This window comes from Nitratidesulfovibrio sp., from assembly GCF_040373385.1.
Taxonomy (GTDB): domain Bacteria; phylum Desulfobacterota; class Desulfovibrionia; order Desulfovibrionales; family Desulfovibrionaceae; genus Cupidesulfovibrio.
The window spans coordinates 315775-337608 of sequence record NZ_JBDXXH010000001.1 but is presented as its reverse complement, the minus strand read 5'-3'; the positions used below and the strand labels follow the sequence as shown (position 1 = coordinate 337608).

At 68.5% G+C, this 21834-nt stretch carries 16 protein-coding genes; 13 read left to right on the top strand and 3 right to left on the bottom strand.

Features of this window, described 5'->3' with window-relative positions; genetic code table 11:
- Nucleotides 1–402: 402 nt before the first annotated feature.
- From ABWO17_RS01335 to ABWO17_RS01305, 7 genes are all read left to right on the top strand, one after another.
- Nucleotides 403–1878: a bifunctional folylpolyglutamate synthase/dihydrofolate synthase gene (locus ABWO17_RS01335; RefSeq protein ID WP_353115289.1), complete on the top strand. Its 1476-nt coding sequence runs from the start codon at nucleotides 403–405 to the stop codon at nucleotides 1876–1878.
- Nucleotides 1879–1923: 45 nt separating this feature from the next.
- A complete protein-coding gene (gene selA / locus ABWO17_RS01330; RefSeq protein ID WP_353115287.1) occupies nucleotides 1924–3417 on the top strand; it encodes an L-seryl-tRNA(Sec) selenium transferase in 1494 nt (497 codons plus the stop codon).
- Between the two features lie 65 nt (nucleotides 3418–3482).
- Nucleotides 3483–4475 carry a UDP-glucuronic acid decarboxylase family protein gene (locus tag ABWO17_RS01325; protein ID WP_353115285.1) on the top strand — a complete coding sequence of 331 codons (993 nt, stop codon included), beginning with the start codon at nucleotides 3483–3485 and terminating at the stop codon, nucleotides 4473–4475.
- A gap of 1047 nt (nucleotides 4476–5522) precedes the next feature.
- Nucleotides 5523–6986, top strand: coding sequence for an aminopeptidase (locus ABWO17_RS01320; RefSeq protein WP_353115283.1), 1464 nt, complete (start codon nucleotides 5523–5525; stop codon nucleotides 6984–6986).
- Nucleotides 6987–7269: 283 nt separating this feature from the next.
- The gene (locus ABWO17_RS01315; RefSeq protein ID WP_353115281.1) at nucleotides 7270–8451 is read left to right on the top strand and encodes an iron-containing alcohol dehydrogenase; all 1182 of its coding nucleotides are present in this window, start codon (nucleotides 7270–7272) and stop codon (nucleotides 8449–8451) included.
- Between the two features lie 210 nt (nucleotides 8452–8661).
- Nucleotides 8662–9486: an AraC family transcriptional regulator gene (locus ABWO17_RS01310; RefSeq protein WP_353115279.1), complete on the top strand. Its 825-nt coding sequence runs from the start codon at nucleotides 8662–8664 to the stop codon at nucleotides 9484–9486.
- A gap of 203 nt (nucleotides 9487–9689) precedes the next feature.
- Nucleotides 9690–10718, top strand: a complete 1029-nt coding sequence (locus ABWO17_RS01305) for a DMT family transporter (RefSeq protein WP_353115277.1) — start codon at nucleotides 9690–9692, stop codon at nucleotides 10716–10718.
- A gap of 124 nt (nucleotides 10719–10842) precedes the next feature.
- Here ABWO17_RS01305 and ABWO17_RS01300 read toward each other — a convergent pair whose 3' ends face one another.
- Together ABWO17_RS01300 and ABWO17_RS01295 are read right to left on the bottom strand one after the other, a co-directional pair.
- On the bottom strand, nucleotides 10843–11598 hold the full coding sequence (locus ABWO17_RS01300; protein WP_353115275.1) for an ATP-binding cassette domain-containing protein: 756 nt from the start codon (nucleotides 11596–11598) through the stop codon (nucleotides 10843–10845).
- Nucleotides 11595–12173: a biotin transporter BioY gene (locus tag ABWO17_RS01295; RefSeq protein WP_353115273.1), complete on the bottom strand. Its 579-nt coding sequence runs from the start codon at nucleotides 12171–12173 to the stop codon at nucleotides 11595–11597. Before ABWO17_RS01295 ends, ABWO17_RS01300 begins: the two co-directional genes overlap by 4 nt.
- Nucleotides 12174–12623: 450 nt before the next feature.
- Between ABWO17_RS01295 and ABWO17_RS01290 the strand changes: the two genes are divergently transcribed.
- The 4 genes from ABWO17_RS01290 to ABWO17_RS01275 all read left to right on the top strand — a co-directional run bounded on the left by ABWO17_RS01290 (nucleotide 12624) and on the right by ABWO17_RS01275 (nucleotide 15443).
- Entirely contained in the window at nucleotides 12624–13394 is a 771-nt protein-coding gene (locus ABWO17_RS01290) for a class I SAM-dependent methyltransferase (protein ID WP_353115271.1), read from the top strand.
- 93 nt (nucleotides 13395–13487) lie between these two features.
- On the top strand, nucleotides 13488–13907 hold the full coding sequence (gene nikR, locus ABWO17_RS01285) for a nickel-responsive transcriptional regulator NikR (RefSeq protein ID WP_353115269.1): 420 nt from the start codon (nucleotides 13488–13490) through the stop codon (nucleotides 13905–13907).
- Between the two features lie 18 nt (nucleotides 13908–13925).
- Nucleotides 13926–14705 (top strand): GTP cyclohydrolase FolE2, encoded by a 780-nt coding sequence (gene folE2 / locus ABWO17_RS01280; RefSeq protein ID WP_353115267.1) that lies wholly within the window; start codon nucleotides 13926–13928, stop codon nucleotides 14703–14705.
- Between the two features lie 336 nt (nucleotides 14706–15041).
- The gene (locus tag ABWO17_RS01275) at nucleotides 15042–15443 is read left to right on the top strand and encodes a flagellar basal body rod protein FlgC (RefSeq protein WP_353115265.1); all 402 of its coding nucleotides are present in this window, start codon (nucleotides 15042–15044) and stop codon (nucleotides 15441–15443) included.
- Between the two features lie 228 nt (nucleotides 15444–15671).
- On the opposite strand, the gene ABWO17_RS01270 is transcribed toward ABWO17_RS01275, so the two are convergent.
- On the bottom strand, nucleotides 15672–16685 hold the full coding sequence (locus ABWO17_RS01270; RefSeq protein WP_353115263.1) for an AEC family transporter: 1014 nt from the start codon (nucleotides 16683–16685) through the stop codon (nucleotides 15672–15674).
- Between the two features lie 596 nt (nucleotides 16686–17281).
- Here ABWO17_RS01270 and ABWO17_RS01265 point away from each other — a divergent pair.
- Together ABWO17_RS01265 and ABWO17_RS01260 are read left to right on the top strand one after the other, a co-directional pair.
- Complete coding sequence (locus ABWO17_RS01265; protein ID WP_353115261.1) at nucleotides 17282–18334, top strand: sigma-54 interaction domain-containing protein; 1053 nt, start codon at nucleotides 17282–17284, stop codon at nucleotides 18332–18334.
- A gap of 238 nt (nucleotides 18335–18572) precedes the next feature.
- On the top strand, nucleotides 18573–21815 hold the full coding sequence (locus tag ABWO17_RS01260; RefSeq protein WP_353115259.1) for a tetratricopeptide repeat protein: 3243 nt from the start codon (nucleotides 18573–18575) through the stop codon (nucleotides 21813–21815).
- Nucleotides 21816–21834 lie beyond the last annotated feature (19 nt).

The window sequence follows — 21834 nt, the reverse complement described above, 5'->3', positions numbered from 1 at the left end:
AGGGTAACCGTCTGGCAACCGTCCGGCAACGCTCGGGGCACGAACCGCAAGGGGGCTACTGCGGGCGTGGCCCCCGTCGGGCACACCACCAACGCGCCTCCAATGTACTGCCAACGCGCCACCCCACCGCGCGCGCCATCCGCAACGTTCCGGCGCAAAGCGTCCGGGCAATCCGGCCGCGCAAGCCGCTCCGGCACCCGAACCCGCACCCAATCCAGCCCCGTTCCCGCATGCCCCGCAGCCCCCGTTCGGACATGCACCATTTCCCCTCCGCATCTTCCGTGTGCAATCCGTTCCCCCGCTTGACGCGCCCCGCCGGGCGTCCTACCGGAAGAGATGCGCCCCCTTCCGCATGTCCGGTTGCCGGGCGCGCTTCCGCTCCCCTCTACAGGCACGCTCATCATGACACATTCTTCCGCCGCATCCCCTTTCGCCACCTACGACGACGTGCAGGCCCACCTGGACAGGCTGGGCATGTTCCACATGGACCTGGGCCTTGGCCGCATGGAACGCGTGCTGGACGCGCTGGCCCTTGCCGCGCCCCCGTTCACCGTGGCCCAGGTTGTGGGCACCAACGGCAAGGGGTCCACGTCCACCTTTCTCGCCGCCATCGGCACGGCGCACGGGCTGCGCACTGGCCTGTACACCTCGCCGCACTTCGTCACCCCGCGCGAACGCATCCGCATCGACGGGGCCATGCTGGCCGCCGACCAATGGCCAGGCCTGGCCAACCGGATCATGGCGGCGGGCGGCGAGGCGCTGACCTATTTCGAGTTTCTCACCGTGCTCGGCCTGCTGGCCTTCCGCGAGGCGGACGTACAGCTTGCCGTGCTGGAGGCGGGCCTTGGCGGCGCGCACGACGCCACTACCGCAGTGGCCGCCGACGTGGTCTGCGTGACACCCATCGGGCTGGACCACCAGGCCGTGCTTGGCGCCACCATCGCCGCCATTGCCGCCGACAAGGCCGGGGCGCTGCGACCCGGCGTGCCCGCCGTCACCGCGCCCCAGCCAGCGGACGCCATGGACGAACTGCACACGGCTGCGGACGCCTGTGGCGCGCCCCTGCGCGAGGCCGACGACCTGGCCAGGCTACCCGCCAAGGCGGCACTGGGCCTCGCCGGGCCGCACCAGCGCATCAACGCGTTGCTGGCCCTGGCCGCATGGTCCACGCTGGCGAAAGCCAACGAATGGGCATCGCACGAGGATGCCGTACGCCGGGGCCTGGCCGAGGCGTGGATTCCCGGCCGCCTGCAATGGGTGGAACGCCCCACCGCCGAACAGCACGACGCAGAAAGGGCGGACGAAACGGTCGCGCCGAACGCGTCCGAAGTTCCTGATACCTCCGGCATGCCCGCCCTGCCCGCGCGGTTGGTCATAGACGGCGCGCACAACGCCCACGGGCTGGCCGCCCTGCGTGCGGCCCTGGCCGACCAGTGCGTGCGCCCTGCCGTGGTGATCTTCTCGTGTCTGGCCGACAAGGATCTGGCCGCCGTGGCCGAAGAGGTGCGACGTCTCGCCGGGGACGCCCCCGTGCTGGTGCCCACCATCCGGGACAACGCCCGCGCCGCGCGTGGCAAAGACCTGTCCGCCCTGCTGGGCCCCACCGCCCGCGCCGTGCCGGACATGGCCACCGCGCTGGCCGAGGCCACCGCCCTGGCCCCCCAGGGTCCGGTGCTGTTGTGCGGCTCCTTGTATTTGCTCGGCGAGTTCTTTACACTTCGGCCCGATTGCTTGGAATCGCGGGGTGCTGGCGGCACCTGCGAGGTGCCCGCGAATTCTCCGGACGCCAGCCCGCATGGCGCCCCCGCCGCGTCACCGGACGCGCATCCGGACGACGCCCCGGAAACACCGCCCGGCCCGCCGCACTCCGGAAACTGACAGGCCGCGCCCCGCATTCGCCGTACCGTCGGCAAGGAGCCTCACGTGTCGAACCTGTTCCGGTCCCTGCCTTCCATGGACGCCCTGCTCACCGCCCTGGCACATCCGGAACAGGCCGGGCCGGGAACCCCCGCCGCATCCGGCCTGACCGATTTGGCCGCGTTGCCGCGCCCGCTGCTGCGCGACTTGGTCAACGCCTTCCTCGACCAGTGCCGCGAGGCCATCCGGGCCGGAGACATCACCGACGCGGCAGCCCTCTCCACGCAGGCGCTGCTGCCAGCCCTCATCGCGCATGTGCTGCGCGCCGCGCGCCCCCACTTCCGCCGCGTGCTCAACGCCACGGGCGTGGTCATTCACACCAATCTGGGCCGTTCCCTGCTGGCGGAAGAAGCCACCGCCGCCGTGGCCGAGGCCTGCGCCAACTACTCCAACCTCGAATTCGACCTGGCCACCGGCGAACGCGGCAGCCGCTATTCCCACGTGGAAGAACTGCTGTGCAAGGTCACCGGGGCAGAGGCGGGCCTGGTGGTCAACAACAACGCCGCCGCCGTGCTGCTGGTGCTGGACACCCTGTGCAAGGGCGGTGAGGTGGTGGTTTCGCGCGGGCAGTTGGTGGAAATCGGCGGCAGTTTCCGCATCCCGGAGGTCATGGAAAAAAGCGGCGCGGTGCTGCGCGAGGTGGGCGCCACCAACCGCACCCACCTGCGCGACTACGAAAATGCCATCAACGAACACACCGTGGCCCTGCTGAAGGTGCACACCTCCAACTACCGCATCACCGGCTTCCACAAGGAAGTGCCCCTGGCCGAACTGGTGGCGCTGGGCCGGGCACGCAATCTGCCGGTCATCGAGGACCTTGGCAGCGGCAGCTTCCTCGACTTCACCCCGTGGGGCCTGCATGGCGAACCCACGGTGCGCGAGGTGGTGGCCGACGGTGCCGACGTGGTCAGCTTTTCGGGCGACAAGGTACTGGGCGGCCCGCAGGCCGGGCTTATCGTGGGGCGGCGCGAAATCATCGCGCGCATCAAGCGCAACCCGCTCAACCGCGCCCTGCGCATCGACAAGATGACCCTGGCCGCGCTGGAAGCCACCCTGCGCCTGTACCTGGACCCGGAACTGGCACGCCGCAAGGTGCCCACCCTGCGCATGATGACCGCCCCGGCGGACGAACTGGCGAAAAGGGCGCGCAAACTGGCCACCCGGCTGCGCGCCGCGCTGGGCGATGCTGCCGCCATCGGCCTTGCCCCCGGCGTATCGCGGGTGGGGGGCGGTTCCTTTCCGGAGCGCGACCTGCCCACCACGCTGGTCAGCGTGGCCCCGGCGGGCTGTTCCGCCACCACGCTGAAGGAACGGCTGCTGGATGTCGCTCCACCCGCCCTCCCGTTGGTCGGCAGGCTGGAGGACGACACCTTCCGGCTGGACCCGCGCACCCTGGACGATGCGGAATTTCCCCTGGTGGCTGCCGCGCTGGCGCAAGCACTGGGCCTGCCCCGGCCCGCCGCCACGGGCGGACGCGCGCCGCGCGCCCGGCGCGGATAGCATTTTTTTCACACGGCCCGTCCATCCACCCGCCACCCCTCAGCCCGACGGCACAGGATACCCCCATGCAGCAAGGCGAATTCAAGGAACTGGCCCGCAAGCGCATTCTGGTTACCGGCGGGGCGGGCTTCATCGGCTCGCATTTGTGTCGCCGTCTGCTGGAACGCGGCGCGGAAGTGCTGTGCGTGGACAACTTCTTCACCGGCTCGCGCGACCACGTGCAGGAAATGCAGGACCACCCGCGCTTTGAGCTGCTGCGCCACGACATCACCTTTCCGCTCTACGTGGAAGTGGACGAAATCTACAACCTGGCCTGCCCGGCATCGCCCATCCACTACCAGTTCGACCCGGTGCAGACGACCAAGACCTGCGTGCACGGGTCCATCAACATGCTGGGGCTGGCCAAGCGGGTCAAGGCGCGCATTCTGCAAGCCTCCACCAGCGAGGTCTACGGCGACCCGGAAACCCATCCCCAGACCGAAGACTACTGGGGCCGGGTGAACCCCATCGGCCCGCGCTCGTGCTACGACGAGGGCAAGCGCTGCGCCGAAACCCTGTTCACCGACTACCACCGCCAGCACGGGGTGCCCATCCGCATCGCGCGCATCTTCAACACCTTCGGCCCGCGCATGCACCCCAACGATGGCCGGGTGGTCAGCAACTTCATCCTGCAAGCCTTGCAGGACAAGCCCATCACCATCTACGGCGACGGCAGCCAGACCCGCTCGTTCTGCTACGTGGACGACATGGTGGACGGCCTGACCGCGCTGATGCACGCCCCGGACGACACCCACCTGCCGGTGAACCTTGGCAACCCCGAGGAACGCACCATCCTGAACCTTGCCGAAATCATCATCGAGTTCGTCAACTCGCGCTCGACCATCGACTTCCGCCCGCTACCGCAGGACGACCCGCGTCGCCGCCGCCCGGACATCAGCCAGGCGCGCGAAAAGCTGGGCTGGGAGCCGCGCGTGAGCATGGAAGAGGGACTGCGGAAGACCGTGGCGTATTTCGAGGGGTTGCTGAGATCGCGGCGGGAGGAAGGGGCAGAGGTATAGCCCTTTCGGTGGAAGACTGAAGAGGGGTTGTGCTTTGTTGGGTGCGGCTTCTACGAAAACAGTCCTGCCCTTTTGACCGCTTTTGATTTCGTTATGCCTCCGGCGGGCAAGGGGCCGCATAGCGGCGGCCCCTTGCATCCCCGCGCTCCGGGGGCTCCGCCCCCTGGTCCCCCGGCGCTCGCCGCGGCGCATGTGCCACCGCCAAAGCCCGGCGTCACACGCTTCTACGCGCATCTCGTTTTCCTCGAACGCCGCATGGGCACCCCGGTCCCACGGACACGGCGGCGCGCATCCGCAACGCCGGAGCTTCCACCGTCGCAAGGCCTCCGGCGGCGATCTCCGGCTGCGGACGCATATCGCCGCATGCAGGTTGCCACCGCCATAGTGGCGGTTGCATCACACGCGAGGGGCGTGCGCGGATATGGGGTTAAGGATGGTGGGAACGCAAAAGCCTGCAAGGCTTCTACGGCACCTACCCGTAAAGTTGAGGCTTCCGCCATCGTGAATGTGAGATGTTTTGATTGTGGGGCTGGATCAAAGGAGAGGTGGCGTGCGTAGAAGCGTGTGACGCCGGGCTTTGGCGGCGGCACATGCGTCGCAACGAGGGCATGGGTAAAGGCACCCGCGCATAGCCGTGGTTGCGAGAGCATTGCGCGCATTCGCGTTCCCGGAGGCAGATCGCCCGAAGGCGCTTTGGCCGAGGGAAGCTGCCGACGAAAGGAACGCGGCGCAAGATGACACGGGGTTCCAAGGGGCGGAGCCCCTGGAACGCGGGGGTGCAGGGGGTGTTCGTTACAACACCCCCTGCCCGCCGGAGGCATAACGAAATCGGGCGTGATCAACAGCGCACGACTGACTTCGTAAAGGCCGGTTGCAACCGCGCACAACTTTCCCCATCCCCCCGCCGACAGGCCACCCCACTGTTGCCCCCCGCCGCAAGAGATATTACCTAGTCCTTCGCCGCGTTGCCAAACCCAACGCCCCTTGCGACACCTTCGCGGCACCACGCCGCATCACATACGGGCATTTCCCCCGAAAGGAACCTTCATGGACAAACTGGACTTCGAGACCACCAGTTGCTGGGAAGCCTACGCCAGCGACGAACACCAGGCCGCCATGCGCGAACTGGCCGACCGTTACGTGGACTTCCTGTCCCGCTGCAAGACCGAGCGCGAAACCGTGGACTACGTGGTCACGCGCCTGCGCGCGGCGGGCTATACGGAAAACTTCGCCCACGACAAGGTCTACCGGGTGTTCAAGGGCAAGACCGTGTTCATCGCCCAGAAGGGTCGCGTCCCGCTGTCGCAGGGGCTGCGGCTCATCGGCGCGCACGCGGACACGCCCCGCCTCGACCTGAAGCAACGTCCGTTGCAGGAACAGGCGGGCATTGGCCAAGCCAAGACCCACTATTACGGCGGCATCCGCAAGTACCAGTGGCTGGCCCGTCCGCTGGCCCTGCATGGTGTGGTGGTGAAGGAAAACGGCGAATCGGTGCGCATCACCCTGGGCGAAGACCCGGCGGAGCCGGTGTTCACCATCGCGGACCTGCTGCCCCATCTGGCCCAGAAGCAGGCCGGGCAGACCATCGCCGACGCCTTCGAGGGCGAAAAGCTGAATATCGTGCTGGGGCACCGCCCCATGCCGAAGCCGGTGACGGAAGAAACCGCCGGGGATGCCGTCGCCCCTGCCGATGCGGCCACCGCGCCCGAAGCCGCCAACGCCACCTCCTCCGACAGCACCGCCAAGAAGGACGCCCCCAAGGACCCGATCAAGGCGCGCATGCTGGCCCTGCTGCACGAAAAGTACGCCATCCGCGAGGAAGACCTGTACTCCGCCGAATTGCAGGCCGTGCCCGCCGGTCCTGCCCGTTATGTGGGCCTCGACGGCTCTCTCGTCGGCGGCTACGGGCAGGACGACCGCATCTGCGTGTTTGCCGCGCTGGAAGCCCTGCTGACGGCGGACAACCCGCAGCAGCCGCAGTGCGTGCTGTTCTGGGACAAGGAGGAAATCGGCTCGGAAGGCTCCACCGGGGCCAAGTCGCGCTTCTTCGAATACTGCATCGAAGACCTCATCGCCGCGTGGCAGCCCGCCGCCCGCCTCAGCGACGTGATGCTGGCCACCCGCGCCCTGTCCGCCGACGTGCATGCCGCCATCGACCCCGACTGGCAGGAACTGCACGAAAAACTCAACGCCGCCGTCATCGGCCACGGCCCGTGCTTCTGCAAGTTCACCGGGCACCGGGGCAAGTACGAGGCCAACGACGCCCACCCGGAATACGTGGGCTGGCTGCGCGGCGTGCTGAACGGGCGCAAGATTCCGTGGCAGATGGCGGAACTGGGCCGCGTGGACGGCGGGGGCGGCGGCACCGTGGCCATGTATCTGGCCGCCTACGGCATGGACATCATCGACTTCGGCCCGGCAGTGCTGTCCATGCACAGCCCGTTCGAACTCGCCAGCGTGGCCGACCTGTACGCCACGCGCCTTGCCTACACGGCATTTCTGGAAAAATAGCCGCACGCCACGACGACACATCCATCCCGCGCGCCGGTCGCCTTGCCCCGAAAGAAGGCTTGCGAAACCGATACGGACCGGCGCGTGGGCGTTTTTCCTCTCGGCTTGCCGGGCCTGCCCCTGACTGCGGACCGGCCATCAGCCCGACCGCCGCGCGTCCGGCGAGCGTCCGGCGAGCGTCTGGCGAGCAGTTGGCTGGCATCACGCCGGGATCGCCCCAAGATCAGACCAACACCGTCTGCCCCACCACCGCGCCCCCCGCGCACAGCCCCAGGAGACCGCCATGCTCGACTTCACCTTCCACATGCCCACCCGTATCATCTTCGGCGCGGGCAGGCTGGCCGAGCTTGGCCGCACCCGCCTGCCGGGCCGCAAGGCGCTGGTGGTGGTCAGCGCGGGCGGCTCCATGCGCCACACCGGGCATCTGGACAAGGTGCTTGCCCTGCTGGCGCAGAGCGGCTGCACCACGGTACTCTTTGAAAAGATCCAGCCCAACCCCGTGCTGACCCACGTGGACGAGGGGGCGGCGCTGGCCCGCACCGAAGGCTGCGACTTCGTGCTGGGTCTTGGCGGGGGCAGCACCATCGATTCCGCCAAATCCATCGCCCTGGCCGCCGCCAACCCCGGCTCGTACTGGGACTACATCCAGAGCGGCACCGGCGGGCGCAAGCGGCCAGAGAGCCCGGCCCTGCCGGTGGTGGCCATTCCCACCACGGCGGGCACCGGTACCGAGGCCGACCCGTGGACGGTGATCACCCGCGAGGACACCAACGAAAAGATCGGCTGGGGCGACGATTCCACCTACCCCGCGCTGTCCATCGTGGACCCCATGCTGATGGTCAGCGTGCCCCCGGCGGTAACGGCCATGACCGGCATGGACGCCTTCTTCCACGCGGCGGAGGCGTACCTTTCCACGGCGCGCCAGCCCTCCAGCGACCTGCTGGCGCTGGAGGCGGTCAGCCTGATTTCCCAGTTCCTGCCGCAGGCCGTGCAGGACGGCAGTTCGGTGCAGGTGCGCACCATGCTGGCGTGGGCGTCCACGGCGGCGGGGCTGTGCGAGTCGCTTTCGTCGTGCATTTCGCACCATTCGCTGGAGCACGCCCTGTCGGCCCACCATCCGGCCATGCCGCACGGCGCCGGGCTGGTCATGCTGTCCCTGCCCTACTTCGAGGTGATGGCCCGCTTCCAGCCCAAGCGCTGCGCGGACCTTGCCGTGACCATGGGCGAGGACATCGAGGGCATGGAACTGCGCGAGCAGGGGCTGGCCCTTGTCACGGCGCTGCGCAAGCTCATCGCCGCCGTGGGGCTGGATGGCCTGAAGATGTCCGACTACGGGGTGACCCGCGACGAGATACCCGCCCTGGCCCGCAACGCGCGCGAAACCATGGGCGGGCTGTTTGCCGTCACCCCGGTGGACCTGCGCGAGGATGCGGTGATCGCGATTTTCGAGAAGGCCTACCGCTAGGGGAGACAAGGGGAAGAAAGGCGACTGGGCGGCCGCGGACCAGCATTCGTCAGGGCCGACGGCCCCACCCCAGCCGCAATTTCCTGCAATACCCCACTGGCGGAACCCGGCAGACTCCAGCTACAGGCAAGATTTCCCTTTTGCGGCGGCAAGGACAGCCCGCAACGTTCACGCCCCCCAACGAACCGCCGCGCAACCACGGACCCCGGCATGCGACAGCCCCTTGAAAACGTGCGCTACTGGCGCAGCGACGACCTGGACGGCCTGGAAACCAACCGGGTGCTCCGCAGCGCGCACACCTTCCCCAAGCACACCCACGACCAGTACGCCGTGGGCCTGATGGAGGAAGGGGCCAACTACTGTCATGGCCGCTCCCGGCGCAGTTCCGTGGTGGTGGGCGGGCAGGTCTGCCTGTTCAATCCCGGCGAGGTGCACAGCGGCGAGCCGGAGCGCGGCGTGCCCGCCACCTACCGCATGTTCTACGCAGACCCGCACTGGCTGCACCGCGTGGCCGTGGAACTGGGCGGGCGCGATGCCGGCCCGCCAGACTTCCGCAGGCTCATCGTGCCCGATGCCGACGTGCTGCGCGCCTTTCTGCGCCTCAGCGACCTGGTGGCCGACGGTGCGGAACTGCTGGCCCGCCAGTCGGCCATGGTTGGGGCCTTCTCGCTGGTGCTGGCCCGCCACGGCGGGGTGCGGCCCGAAGCCGTCACCGCCCGCGACGGCAATGCCGCCGTGCGCCGGGTGCGCGCCTACCTTGCCGAACGCCTGGCGCACAAGGTCTCGCTGGAAGACCTGGCCGAGGCCACCGGCCTCAGCCGGTTCCACATGCTGCGGGTGTTTCGCGACGCCACGGGCATGACCCCGCACGCCTACCATACCCAACTGCGCGTGGACCGGGCAAAGCTGCTGCTGCGCCGGGGCTGGGCCATGGCCGACGCCGCGCAGGAAACCGGCTTCGTGGACCAGAGCCACTTCGCCAACACCTTCCGCCGCTATGTGGGCGCCACGCCGGGGCAGTACCTGTCGCGCTGAGGCTCCCTGCCACCGCCCCCCCCGGCGCGAATGGCCAGACTGCGCGCGTGCCGCGCTTGGCCTTCGCGTGCACCCGGCTCCGCCATCCCCGCCTGCCCTCTCCCCTGTTGCCACCGCAATTTCCTGCAAAAACTCCGTGCAAGACGCACCGCCTTGCACTGCGGTACATCCGGCGCACACCATAACCGACGGAGACGCCGTTCATGTCCAATTCCGCCCCCTGTGTGGCCCCTGCTGCCGATGTCGCTGATGGCGCCGATATCGCCGACGCCACTCCACCCCGCGCCACGCTGTTGCTGCCCGCCCTGGCGGCCCTGGCTGCGGTAACCCTGTGGGGCCTGTCCTTTCCGGCCATGAAGGTGGCCGTGCAGGCCCTTGGCCCCATGCCGCTGATGTGGGCGCGCACGATGGTGGCCATGGCCCTGCTGGCGCCCTTCACCGCCCGGCTGTTCCCCTCCCGCACCCTGGCCGTGGCCCCATCGGGTGCACTGGTGCGGCGCGGGTTCTGGAGCGGCGTGCCCCGGCGGCACAAACTGCTGCTTCTGCCCACGGTACTGTTGCAGCCCTGTCTGTACTTCCTGTGCGAATCCAATGCCATGCAGCTTACAACGGCCTCGCAGGCGGGAGTCATTTCCGCCTCGGTGCCGTTGCTGGTGGGCGCGGGGGCGTGGCTGTTCCTGGGCGAACGGCCTTCGCCCCGCCTGTGGTTGGGGGTTGCGTTCTCGTGCGCGGGGGTGGCCTGGCTGACCCTGTCCGGCGGAGCGGGCACCGAAGCCGCGCCCGACCCGCTTCTGGGCAACCTGCTGGAACTGCTGGCCATGGCCTGCGCGGCGGGCAACATGGTGCTGGTGCGCAAGCTGTCGGCTCATGGGGGACTCGGGAGCTTTCGCTGGAACCCGTGGACCCTCACGGCATTGCAGACCCTGGCCGGGGCGCTGTTCTTCGCGCCGGGAGCGTACGCCGTGCTTGCCGGTGCCGGGCAATGGCCCGCCGACGTGCTGCTGGCCGTGATCTATCTGGGCGCCGGAGCCTCGCTGGGAGCCTTCGGCCTGTTCAACTGGGCCACCAGCCATCTGCCCGCCAGCAGCGTGGGCGCGTTCATCAACCTGGTGCCGGTGACCGCCGTGGGGTTCGGCTGGCTGTGGCTGGGCGAAACCCTGAACGCCACCCAGATGCTGGCCGCCGTCGTCGTCATGGTGGGCGTGGGGCTGGGCACCGGGCGCAGCAGGTAGATCCGTTGACACTCCCGATGCGAAAGCGGGGCGCGAAGGTGATGCCTTCGCGCCCCGCGTGATTTTCCGGTCGCTCGCGATACCGTGACAAGAAGCACGCCGCCGGGGCGTTGCCGGGCCGTTCCTATTCGTAGGGAACGATCTCGCGCCGCGCCGTCCATGAACAGGGCGGGCGGATGCCATGGGCGCGCACCCTGTCCAGCACCGAGGCGGGCGGGCCGAACAACACCTGCCGCCCCCCGTCCAGCACCAGCATCAGGTCGGCCATGTCCACCACCGGCTCCAGTTCGTGCACCGAAACCACCTGGGTCAGCCCGGCGGCCCGATTGCGGGCCAGAATGTCGCGCAGTTCCAGTGCCGCCGGGTGGTCCAGCCCGCTGAACGGCTCGTCCAGCAGCAACAGGCCCGGCGCGGCAAGCAACGCGGCAGCCAGGCACAGCTTGCGCTTCTGCCCGTAGGACAGGGTATGCACCGGGCTGTCCCAGTGCGCGCCAAGGCCGAACCGGCCCGCCGCCTCGCGCGCGGCGGCAAGGGCAGCCGCGCCTTGCGGGGTGTGCGCAGGCGGTGCGGTGAGCAGCAAATCTTCCGCCACCGTGGCCCCCAGCATCTGCATGTCCGCGTCCTGCAACACCAGCGCGGCGTGGCGGCGCAGGGCAGCCTCGCCACCGGGGCAATGCAGCGCGGCCACGTCCAGCGTGCCGCCTTCCGCCCGCAGCAGCCCGGCCAGCAGTTGCAGCAGGGTGGACTTGCCGCTGCCGTTGACCCCGCACAGGCACAACAGCGCGCCGGACGGCACGGAAAATTCCGCCCCGTCCAACGCGGGGCCAGTGCCCGCCGGGGTGCCGGGATGGGTGTAGCGCAAACCCTTGGCGACGATCATCGGGGCAGCAACCTCCGCACGGCCAGAAACCGCCACGCAGCCACGGCCAGGGCGATCTTCACCACGTCGCCGGGCAGGAAGGGCAGCACGCCCACGGTCATGGCGTACCCCGCATCGATGTCCAGCACCTGCATCAGCCGGGCCGCGCCCGCCAGATAGGCCACGGCCAGCCCGGCAAGGCAGCAGCACAGGGCCAGCGCGACATGGGCCGGACGGAGGGGGGTATCCCCCGCTTCACGCCCGCGCAATCCCCGCAGCCCGCCGAACCCGGCGATGCAGGCCATGCAGGCGAACCCGAACAGGTAGCCCCCGGTCGGCCCCAGCAGATGGGCGAATCCGGCCTTGCCGCCGGAAAACACCGGCAGACCCATCACCCCGGCCAGCACGTACAGCAGCATGGCCCCGCCCCCGCGCACAGGGCCGAGCACCAGCCCGGCAAGCGCCACGAACAGGGTCTGCAAGGTCACCGGCACCGGCCCCACGGGCAGCATGACCATGGCCCCCACAGCGATGAGCGCGGCCATCAGGGCCGTCCAGACAAGGCGGTGCAGGCCTGCCAGCGGGGCGTCGTGCATGTGTCTCCCGTCCGCGCATCGGCGCGGGGTTGTGGTGTGCGCCCGCAACATAGGGCCACGGCCCGCGCCGGTCAACGAGGAGCGCAGAGGCAGCGCGGCAGTGATCGCGGCTCGCACCTGACCGGGCGCTCCCCTGCCCTTGCCAGCGAATCCCTGTCTTTCGGTTTCCCCCACCCGACGCCCGCTCACTGACGGTATGGAGCGCGGAGGGGTGTCAGGCAAGGAAGGCTCGCTGGCCGCGACCGGAGTGTACTCTTTGGTACATGACGGAAGCGGGCGGCGCAGCCTGACGCAGCATCACGCCCCTCCGCGTTCCATACCGACCGCGACCGGAGTGTACTCTTTGGTACATGACGGAAGCGGGCGGCGCAGCCTGACGCGGCATCACGCCCCTCCGCGCTCCATACCGGCGCTGGACGGGGGCAGGCTACCCTGCTATCCGAAACACCCATGTCCACCCCGTCTTCGCCCCCCCCCGGGCCTTCGGCCTCCCCCTGCCGACCCGACACGTACGCACCCGTCGTCGAGGTGCTCGCCTGTGGCCGCGTCTGGACGCTGGAACGCCATGCCGACCTCGAATCCTTGTGGGAAGAACTGGCCGCCTGCGACACGCCCAACCCCGTGGCGAATACCACCGGCACGGCGGACGCCGCCCGCGCCGCCTTCGTGGACGACGAGCGGCTGCCCTACTGGACCGAGTTGTGGCCCGCCAGCCTTGGCCTTGCGGAATGGCTGGCCGAAAACCGCGCCGCACTGCACGGTCGCCGCTGCCTGGACCTGGGCTGCGGGTTGGGCCTTACGGCCATCGTGGGGCAGTGGCTGGGCGCGCACGTCATCGGCATGGACTACGAGGAAGAGGCCCTGCGCTTTGCCCGGCTGAATGCCACCCGCAACGGCGTGGCGCAGCCCCTGTGGACGGTGATGGACTGGCGCGTGCCCGCCGTGGCCGCCCGCTCGCTGGACATGGTCTGGGCGGGCGACATCATGTACGAGCGCCGGTTCGTGGCACCCGTCAGCGACTTTCTGGACTATTCCGTGGCACGCGACGGAGTGGTCTGGGTGGCGGAACCGGGCAGAAACGTGTACGCTACCTTCCGGGAAACCTTGGAGGCCCGTGGCTGGACCACGCGTTGCGCCCGCACCATGCAGGTGGATGCGCTGTACCGGCAGGCCGAACGTGTCACCATACATCTCTGGGAGATGCGTCCACCGCACGCGTAGAGGATGCCCCTCTGAAAGACATTTTTCGGATATCCCCGCCTCCAGACCGCCCGTTCACCGCAGGACACCGCCACCGCAACCACAGGAGCCGTTATGGGCCGCACCATCCGCTTCGGCGTCTCCCTCGATTCCGACCTGCTCGAAAAGTTCGATGACCTGTGCGACGACCGCTGCTACCAGACCCGCTCGGAAGCCATCCGCGACCTGATCCGCAACACCTTGGTCCAGCAGGAATGGGAAGACACGGACCGCGAAATCGCGGGCACCCTGACCATCGTGTACGACCACCACAAGAGCGACCTGGCCCAGCGGCTGACCGAAATCCAGCACGACCATCACGGCATCATCATCACCGCGCTGCACGTGCACCTGGACCATCACAACTGCCTTGAGGTGCTGGTGCTGAAGGGCCCCGGCGTGGAAGTGCGCGCGCTGTCGCAGCGGCTCATTTCCACCAAGGGCGTGAAGCACGGCAAGCTTTCGCTCACGACCACCGGACAAGACCTCACCTAAGGATTTTTCAGGCATCACATGGAAGACGTACAGAACAGCCCAGCGCAGGTGGCCATGCCCATCGACCGCGTGGGCGTGAAGAACCTCAAGCTGCCCCTGGTGGTCCGCGACCGCGCCCAGGGCAGCCAGCATACCGTGGCCACCGTGGACATCGGCGTGGACCTGCCCGCCGAATTCAAGGGCACTCACATGAGCCGCTTCGTCGAGGCGCTGGAGAACTGGTCCGAGGAACTGGACTACAACTCCATGAAACGCCTGCTCGAAGACGTGAAGGAACGGCTGCACGCCCGCAAGGCGTATGCGCTGTTCCGCTTTCCCTACTTCGTGCGCAAGGCCGCGCCCGCCACGGCCAGTTCCGGCCTGGTGTGGTACGAATGCCGCCTGACGGGCGAGCTTGGCGACGGCAAGCCTTCGTTCCTGCTGGAACTGGAAGTGCCGGTGATGACCGTGTGCCCGTGCTCCAAGGCCATCAGCGACGAAGGGGCGCACAGCCAGCGCGCCGTGGTGCGCATGTCCATCCGCATGACCGGGTTCAGCTGGATGGAAGAGTTCATCGACCTGGCCGAGGCGGCGGGTTCGTCGCCGGTGTACACCCTGCTGAAGCGCGAGGACGAAAAGTACGTCACCGAGGACGCCTTCGCCCACCCCACCTTTGTCGAGGACGTGGTGCGCGCGGCGGCCCAGCGGCTGGAAGCCCACCCGCACGTGGCGTGGTTCCGGGTAGAGGTGGAAAGCTTCGAATCCATCCACTGCCACAACGCCTTCGCCAGCATAGAGCGAGAGGTGCGCAAGGGCTAGCCGCCCCTGCCGCCGGACGCGGTCGTGCCGGACAAGATCATGTTGTAACGGCGGCAGTGTGGCACCGCATCGCCACCGCCCAGTTGGCCTTTCGCGCCCCGCCTGATCCCTCTGGGCATTGCCCGATCCCCCGCACGGCAGGCATCCCCGGCAACCATCCGCAGGGGATGCCTTTTTCACGCGTGCCCGGCACACGGCACCAGACCGCCCCGCATCCACTGTGCGCGATTACTCTCTCCCCGCCCCCGTGACAGGCGGCGTGATCGGTTTTAGTATCTGTCTTGGGGATGGGGACAGGAGACGGGGGGAAGACCGCCTCCACGCAGGAGACACGTCATGATCGACGGATTCGGCACACCACTCAGCGCACTGGATGCCTTCGGCACGTCCATGGCCGTCACGGCCAACAACGTGGCGAACATGAACACGGACGAATTCCGTGCCTCCGACGTGCGCCTGCAAACTGGTTCTGCCGATCAGAGCGGGCAGGAACAGGGCGTGCAGGTGGCGGACATTCGCCAAAGCACCACCGAAGGCCCCCTGCGCATGGACCTGCGCCGCGAGGTGCACGAAGACGGTTCGGTTTCCGTGGAACAGGGCCTCGTCGAAGGCAGCAACACCGACGTGGCCAAGGAAATGGTGAACATGATCACGGACCAGCGCGCCTTCGAGGCCAACGCCGCCGTGGTGCGCGCGCGGGACGAGATGACGGGGATACTGGTGGACAGGTTCGTCTAGGGACGAAAACCTGCCACCACCCGGAAGGGCCTTGCGCGCACACCGCGCGATGCCTATCTGAAAAGTGAGCGAAAGAATCAGGAAGGCCCACAGCAACCAAGGGGCATCGCCCCGCAATTCACCGGCGCACGCGCCGGGCAGAGCCAAGGCAACATGCGCGCCGCGCACCCCAAAGGGTACGCGGCGCGCTTCTTTTTCGCCTTTCTCCCGCCTTTTGGAGGATGGCCGCTACAACAATTCCAGATGCCGCAGCAGCACCACGGTGCCGAACAGCGTCAGCGCGGAAAGCATGGTACTTACTACAATGGCCCGCGAGGTATCACGCGTGCCCGCGCCGTAGCTTTCCGCCACCACGTAGGCCACCGCCGCCGTGGGCATGGCCGCGAACAGCACCCCCATGCCCAGCCACTGCCCGCGCACCCCGAACGCCCACAGGCACAGCCAGGTCAGCGCCGGGTGGGCGAACAGCTTCACGCTGTTCACCACCACCTGCCGGGCCAACGGCGAAAGCGCCTGCGGGTCGCATTCCCCGCTGCCATCCCTCATACCCTCGGGCGGACAGCCCGCGCCCTCGGCGGTCAGTTGCGCGGCCAGCACCATGCCAATGCCGAACAGCGCGCACGGCGATGCGGTAGCCCCCAGCATGGAGGCCATGGCGGCCACCGGTCGGGCCAGCCCCAGCCCGGAAAGGCTCACCGCCACCCCGGCCAGCGAGGCCAGCAGGATGGGGTTGCGCCCAAGGGCCACCGCCACTTCGCGCAGCACCCGCCACGACATGCCGCCGCCCTTGCGGATGGTCTCCAGCCGGGCCATGGTCACCAGCAGCACCGCAAGGCACAGCACGGAAACCATGCCCCCGGCCAGCACCGCATCGTCGTTGCCCGGCACCAGCGATGTCACGATGGGCAGCCCCAGGAAGGCGCTGTTGGGAAAGCTGGCGGCCTGGGCCAGCACGGCCACGTCCGGGCCATGGCGCCGCCCCCAGCGCGAACACAGCAGGTAGCCCAGCGCAAAGGCCAGCAGCATGCCCGCCACCGTGCCCGCGGCAAAGCCGCCGCGCGCCAGTTCTTCCGGCGTCTTGCGGGCCACGGCGTAAAACAGCAGCGCGGGCAATGATACCCGGAACACGAACTGGTTCAGGGCTGCCGGGGTGCCCTTGGGCAGGCTGCCCATGCGTTCCACGCACATGCCCAGCACGATGATGCCGAACACCGGGACCAGGGCGGAAAGGATGTCGAGCACGGAAACTCCCGGGCGGGCGCGAAACCGCCGGACGTTGGCAGATGTCGGGCGACCTGGGCGCGCCGCAACGATTGCCGATGAGAGGGACCCCACGAACATACGGCGGTGCGGCCATGCGGGCAAGGTACGCACCTGCCGGATACTGCCCCGCCCCGTGCATCACATCGGTGCGTCTGCCTGTACTGCCTGCCGCCCCCTGCCCGGCACGAACGCCCTGCGTTCCCTGTCCCGTACGTGCGCTGCCGCACGCACCGCCGCGCCCGCGTGGCGGCATGATGACGCGTGGGTGGTGCTTCCCCCGGGCCGGAACGCCGAAGCCGCTTTTTTCGCTCCTATACTTGACTTCGCGTCAGCGAATTGACACTGATGGAGCCAGACGCGCCATGCCGCCCGTGCTCCGGACTTCCAACGCCGGTGCCGCCGGGTTTTCGGTCCGCACGCACGGCTGCCTGCCAGGTGGCGTAACGGACGACGCAGCGGACGACATGACGGGTTGCCCCTGCCGCGCGTGACGGACAGGCACGACGGGCCGGGGCGCGCATCAAGGTGGCGCGGGGGGAAGCGGGACACACTCAGCGAGCCTTCCGGGAGAGGGAATGGATCTCGACACCAGCGGCATCATTGGCCAAAGCACATCGCTCAGGGACGTCTTCCGCATTCTGGCCAAAGTGGCCCCCACCGACAGCACCGTGCTGGTCACGGGCGAATCGGGCACCGGCAAGGAACTGCTGGTGCGCGCGCTGCATTCCAACAGCCAGCGCCGGTCCATGCCCTTCGTGCCCATCAACTGCGGTGCCATCCCCAAGGAACTCCTGGAATCGGAGCTCTTCGGACACGAGAAGGGCGCCTTCACCCATGCCATCCGCTCGCGGCCCGGCCGGTTCGAACTGGCCGACGGCGGCACCATCTTCCTGGACGAAATCGGCGAGATGGACCTGACGTTGCAGGTCAAGATCCTGCGCGTGCTGCAGGAAAAGGAAATCGAGCGCGTGGGTGGCGCGGGGGTGAAGAAGGTGGACGTGCGCATCGTGGCCGCCACCAACCGCGACCTCGAGCGCGAGGTATCCGCCGGGCGCTTCCGCGAAGACCTGTACTACCGGCTCAACGTCATCCCCCTGCACCTGCCCGCCCTGCGCGAACGCGGCGGCGACATCCTGGTGCTGGCCGATCATTTCATGCACCGCTTCTGCGAGCGCAAGGGCCGCCGCTGCCTGATGCTTGCGCCCGACACGCGCAAGGTGCTGGCCGCCTATTCGTGGCCGGGCAACGTGCGCGAGCTGGAAAACTTCATGGAGCGGCTCAGCATCCTCGCCGACGATGACGTGGTGCCCCCCGCCGACCTGCCCCGCAAGATCCTGGACGAGGTGGGCGACATCGTCTCCCTGCCGGAACCGACCCCGCCCGACCCGCTGCCCGTGGCCGGGGGCGCCGCGCCCGGTGGCATGCCTGCGGGCTTCAGTTGGCCCACCATCACCGACCTGCGTGACAAGGGCCTGAACCTCAAGGATTTTCTGGACACGGTGGAAGAACGCCTGCTGGACGAGGCCCTGACCATGGCCGAAGGCGTGAAGAACCAGGCGGCGGAAATCCTGGGTATCAAGCGCACCACGCTCATCGAGAAGCTGAAGAAGAAACGGGCCGACTCGTGACCGCGCCCCGTCATCCGGAGGCCTGAGCGGGTTGGCACGGTCCGGGTACGGAGCGGACAAGAGGCGCCGGACGCACCACCGTGAACCGGACGAAAGGGGCGAAACGGGCGCAGGTATCCGCCGCTGCACGTTTTTTGCTAGGGGTTAATGCCCGCGTCGGTTTTTTCCCGCCGCGATGCCGGGCGGCATGTAGCCCCTGCCGCATGCCCATGTACGCGCACATGCACAGGATTTTTGCGTGAAACGACCCTCCGCCGCCGGTCTTGCCCGGCTGCTCCTCATCGCGGCCCTTGCCGGGCCGCCCGCCACGGCCGCGTACGCGGCCTCGTGGCAGTGGAGCGGCCTGCCCGACCGCGAGCGGGTGACCATCACCCTCGATCGCCCCGGCGACGTGGACGTGGCCCGCACCGGGCGGCAGACCCTGTCGCTGACCTCGCGTGCCGTGGGCGCGGCCCCCGCGCGCATGGGCGGTGCGGACCCGGCAGGCGCGGCGCTGGTGGGCGAGGTGGCCCCGCAGCCCGGCGGCCTGCGCATCGACACGCGCACGCCGGGGTTCGGCTACGTGGTCACCCGGCCCGCCCCCGACAGGGTGGTGGTGGACATCTTCCGTGACCCCATGGGCGAACGCTGGACAGCCTCCGATGGCGGGCAGCCCCCTGCCCAGGCCCCGGCCCCGGCATCATCCAACACCGTACCTGCTGAACAGGCACCCCGGACGGCGCTACCCGCCCCTGCGGCAACACCCGCCACTCCCGCACCGGCGCCCTCCACCGCTCCCGCACCGGCCCAGAACGGCGCCCGGCAGCCGCGCGTGGTCGAGCGCGCCATCACCGATGGCGGCGAGACCGGCCAGCCCCCTGCCCAGGCCGCGCCAACGGGCGGGATCATCGGCAAGCTTTCTCCCGGCCCGGGCACAGCGCCCCCCGCGCAGGTGACAGGCCAGATTGGGGGCCAGACCGGGGGCCAGACCGGCGCCACGCCCCCGGCGCAGCCGCAACCCGACGCGCCTCAGGCCGCTGCAAAGGCCCCCGCGCAGGCCCCCGAACAGCCGCGCAGTTTTTTTGCCGTGCCCTATTCCGTCCGGGCGCGCATCAACTCCGGCGGCCCTTCCGAATGGCCCGAGGAAGCGGCTGCGTCCGCCCCGGCCACACCCCCCACGCCGGTGCCCTCGCGCGGCGAAGCCGGTCCCGCCGCCACGGCCAGTCAGGATGCGCAACCCGCCACGCCGCAAACCGTGGCCCAGGCGCCCGATCAGGCGGGCGAACCGGATAAGGATCAGGCCAAGGGGCAGGGCGAGGCGCGCAAGTCCGCCGCCCCCCGTCCCGATGGTCCCACGCCGCCACCGCAGCCCGACGGCCAGCCCACGCCCCCGGTCACCGGCAACGCCACCTCGCCGCAGGCCACGCAGGCCGTGGCCGAAGGCAAGGCCGCGACCAACGCCAGCAATGCCACCCAGGTGGTGTACGTGGACGAAAAGGGCAATCCCGTTCCCGCGCCGCCGGTCCCGGCAGACCTGCTGGAGCAGGCCAAGACCTTCATGGTCAACGCCGACTATCCCAAGGCCATGGAACTGCTGGAAACCCTGAAGGGCCTGCGCGACACGCCCAAGGACATGTACGAGGAGGTGCTGTACCTCATCGGCGACGTGCTCTACGCGCAGAACAAGGACAACATTCTTCCCGTCTTCGACAAGATCATCACGGCCACCAGCGAGGCCATGAACTACAACCTGAAGTCGCACCGGGTGCCGCAGGCCCTGTTGCGCCTCGGCCTGCTGAACACGCGCATCGGCAACTCGCAGGAAGCCGAAGGCTACTTCAACCTGCTGCGGCGCCAGTACCCGCACGACGAAAACGCCGCCCTGGCCATGTACTACGCGGGCGAAGAGGCCTACAAACGCGGCGACTACCAGAAGGCAGCGGACAAGTTCCAGTCCATCGTGCAGGACTTTCCGGAAAGCAAGTACGTGCGCGAAGGCTCCGTCAGCCTGGCCCGCACCCTGTACAAACTGGGCTACTACCAGCAGGCCGCCTCCATCCTCGACTTCGTGGACAAGCGCTGGGGCCGCTTCTACCTGGAATATCCGCAACTGCTCACCGTGGCCGCCGACGTGTCCGACCACCTGGGCAAGCTGGACGATGCCCGCGCCAACTACTGGCTGTACTACAACATCAATCCCGACGCGGACGACATCGACACCGTGCTGGCCCGGCAGGGCGACATCCTGGCCAAGCAGAAGCAGCCCGAGGCCGCCCGGGTGATCTACGAAGAGGCGGTGCGCCGCTTCCCGGACAAGGACGGCGGGCTCATCTCGCTGATGCGTCTTGCCGAGGAAGGCATCCACGACACGCCGAGCATCGCCGAGATGGTCTCGGTGTTCCAGCGGCCGGACAACACCCGTCCGGTGCAGGCGTACACCACCATCATTTCCGGCCATCCGCAGAGCCCGCTGGTGCCGCTGGCCCGGCTGAAGCTGACCATGTGGTACCTGTGGAACCGCCAGTTCCCCGAGGCGCTGGCATCTGCCGTGGAATTCACCCAGGCCCACCCCGGCAGCGACATGCTGCCCAAGGTGCGCGAAATCGCGCTGCAAAGCTTCACCCAGATGGTGGCCGAAGCGGTGCCCGACGGCAACTATGGCCGCATCCTGCAACTGTGGGAACAGTACCCGCTGATTCAGGAGAACGAGAAGGATCTGTCGGTGGACACCCACGTGGCCATCGCCCTCAGCTATGCCAACACCGGGCAGCCCCAGAAGGCGCTGGAGATGCTGGACGGCTTCCTGAAGGGGCCGAAGGATCCCAAACACGGCGAAACCGTGCTGGCCCTGGCGCTCAAGGTGTATCTGGAAACCCAGAACTGGCAGCGCATCGCCGACGTGATGCAGGGCGTGTCCGGGTGGAACCTGTCCGACCCGGTCCAGAAGCAGGCGGACTACGCGCTGGCCCTGGCCCAGGAAAACCTGGGCCACCCCGACCTGGCCGTGCCCCTGTGGCAACGCCTGTACGACCGCAAGGACCTGCCCCAGGAACAGCGCGCCTACGTGGGCTACTTCCTGTCGCGCGACGCGGAGCGCAAGCGCGAACTGGAAAAGGCCTACCTGCTCACCCGCGAGACCCTGTCCGACTTCCTTGCCGTGGCCCAGGCCAGCCCGGAAAAGGAAGACACGCCGCGCATCAAGGAAAGCCTGCTCTCGCTCATGGACATCACCGAGGCGGCGGGCCGCCTGCGCGAATCGCTGGACTGGACCGACCAGTACGCCAAGTACGTGCCCGATTCCGACCCCGGCTACGCGGCCATGCGCTATCGCGTGGCGCGGTTGCAACGCAAGATGGGCAACGTGGACGCCTGGAAGACCACCCTGGAAGACCTGGCCCGACGCGACCCGCAGTCGCTGTACGGACGCATGGCCGCGTCCGAACTGCGCACCACCGACGTGACCAAGGGCCTTTCCGGCTTCACCCAGGACTCGCAGCAGTAGCGCCCGGCACCTCCAGGCA

What these genes read in the sequence shown, in the direction of transcription:
- ABWO17_RS01335 (WP_353115289.1), top strand. Translation starts at nt 403, where the DNA reads ATGACACATTCTTCCGCCGCATCCCCTTTCGCCACCTACGACGACGTG.
- ABWO17_RS01325 (WP_353115285.1), top strand. Translation starts at nt 3,483, where the DNA reads ATGCAGCAAGGCGAATTCAAGGAACTGGCCCGCAAGCGCATTCTGGTT.
- ABWO17_RS01320 (WP_353115283.1), top strand. Translation starts at nt 5,523, where the DNA reads ATGGACAAACTGGACTTCGAGACCACCAGTTGCTGGGAAGCCTACGCC.
- ABWO17_RS01315 (WP_353115281.1), top strand. Translation starts at nt 7,270, where the DNA reads ATGCTCGACTTCACCTTCCACATGCCCACCCGTATCATCTTCGGCGCG.
- ABWO17_RS01310 (WP_353115279.1), top strand. Translation starts at nt 8,662, where the DNA reads ATGCGACAGCCCCTTGAAAACGTGCGCTACTGGCGCAGCGACGACCTG.
- ABWO17_RS01305 (WP_353115277.1), top strand. Translation starts at nt 9,690, where the DNA reads ATGTCCAATTCCGCCCCCTGTGTGGCCCCTGCTGCCGATGTCGCTGAT.
- ABWO17_RS01300 (WP_353115275.1), bottom strand. Translation starts at nt 11,598, where the DNA reads ATGATCGTCGCCAAGGGTTTGCGCTACACCCATCCCGGCACCCCGGCG.
- ABWO17_RS01295 (WP_353115273.1), bottom strand. Translation starts at nt 12,173, where the DNA reads ATGCACGACGCCCCGCTGGCAGGCCTGCACCGCCTTGTCTGGACGGCC.
- ABWO17_RS01290 (WP_353115271.1), top strand. Translation starts at nt 12,624, where the DNA reads ATGTCCACCCCGTCTTCGCCCCCCCCCGGGCCTTCGGCCTCCCCCTGC.
- nikR (WP_353115269.1), top strand. Translation starts at nt 13,488, where the DNA reads ATGGGCCGCACCATCCGCTTCGGCGTCTCCCTCGATTCCGACCTGCTC.
- folE2 (WP_353115267.1), top strand. Translation starts at nt 13,926, where the DNA reads ATGGAAGACGTACAGAACAGCCCAGCGCAGGTGGCCATGCCCATCGAC.
- ABWO17_RS01275 (WP_353115265.1), top strand. Translation starts at nt 15,042, where the DNA reads ATGATCGACGGATTCGGCACACCACTCAGCGCACTGGATGCCTTCGGC.
- ABWO17_RS01265 (WP_353115261.1), top strand. Translation starts at nt 17,282, where the DNA reads ATGGATCTCGACACCAGCGGCATCATTGGCCAAAGCACATCGCTCAGG.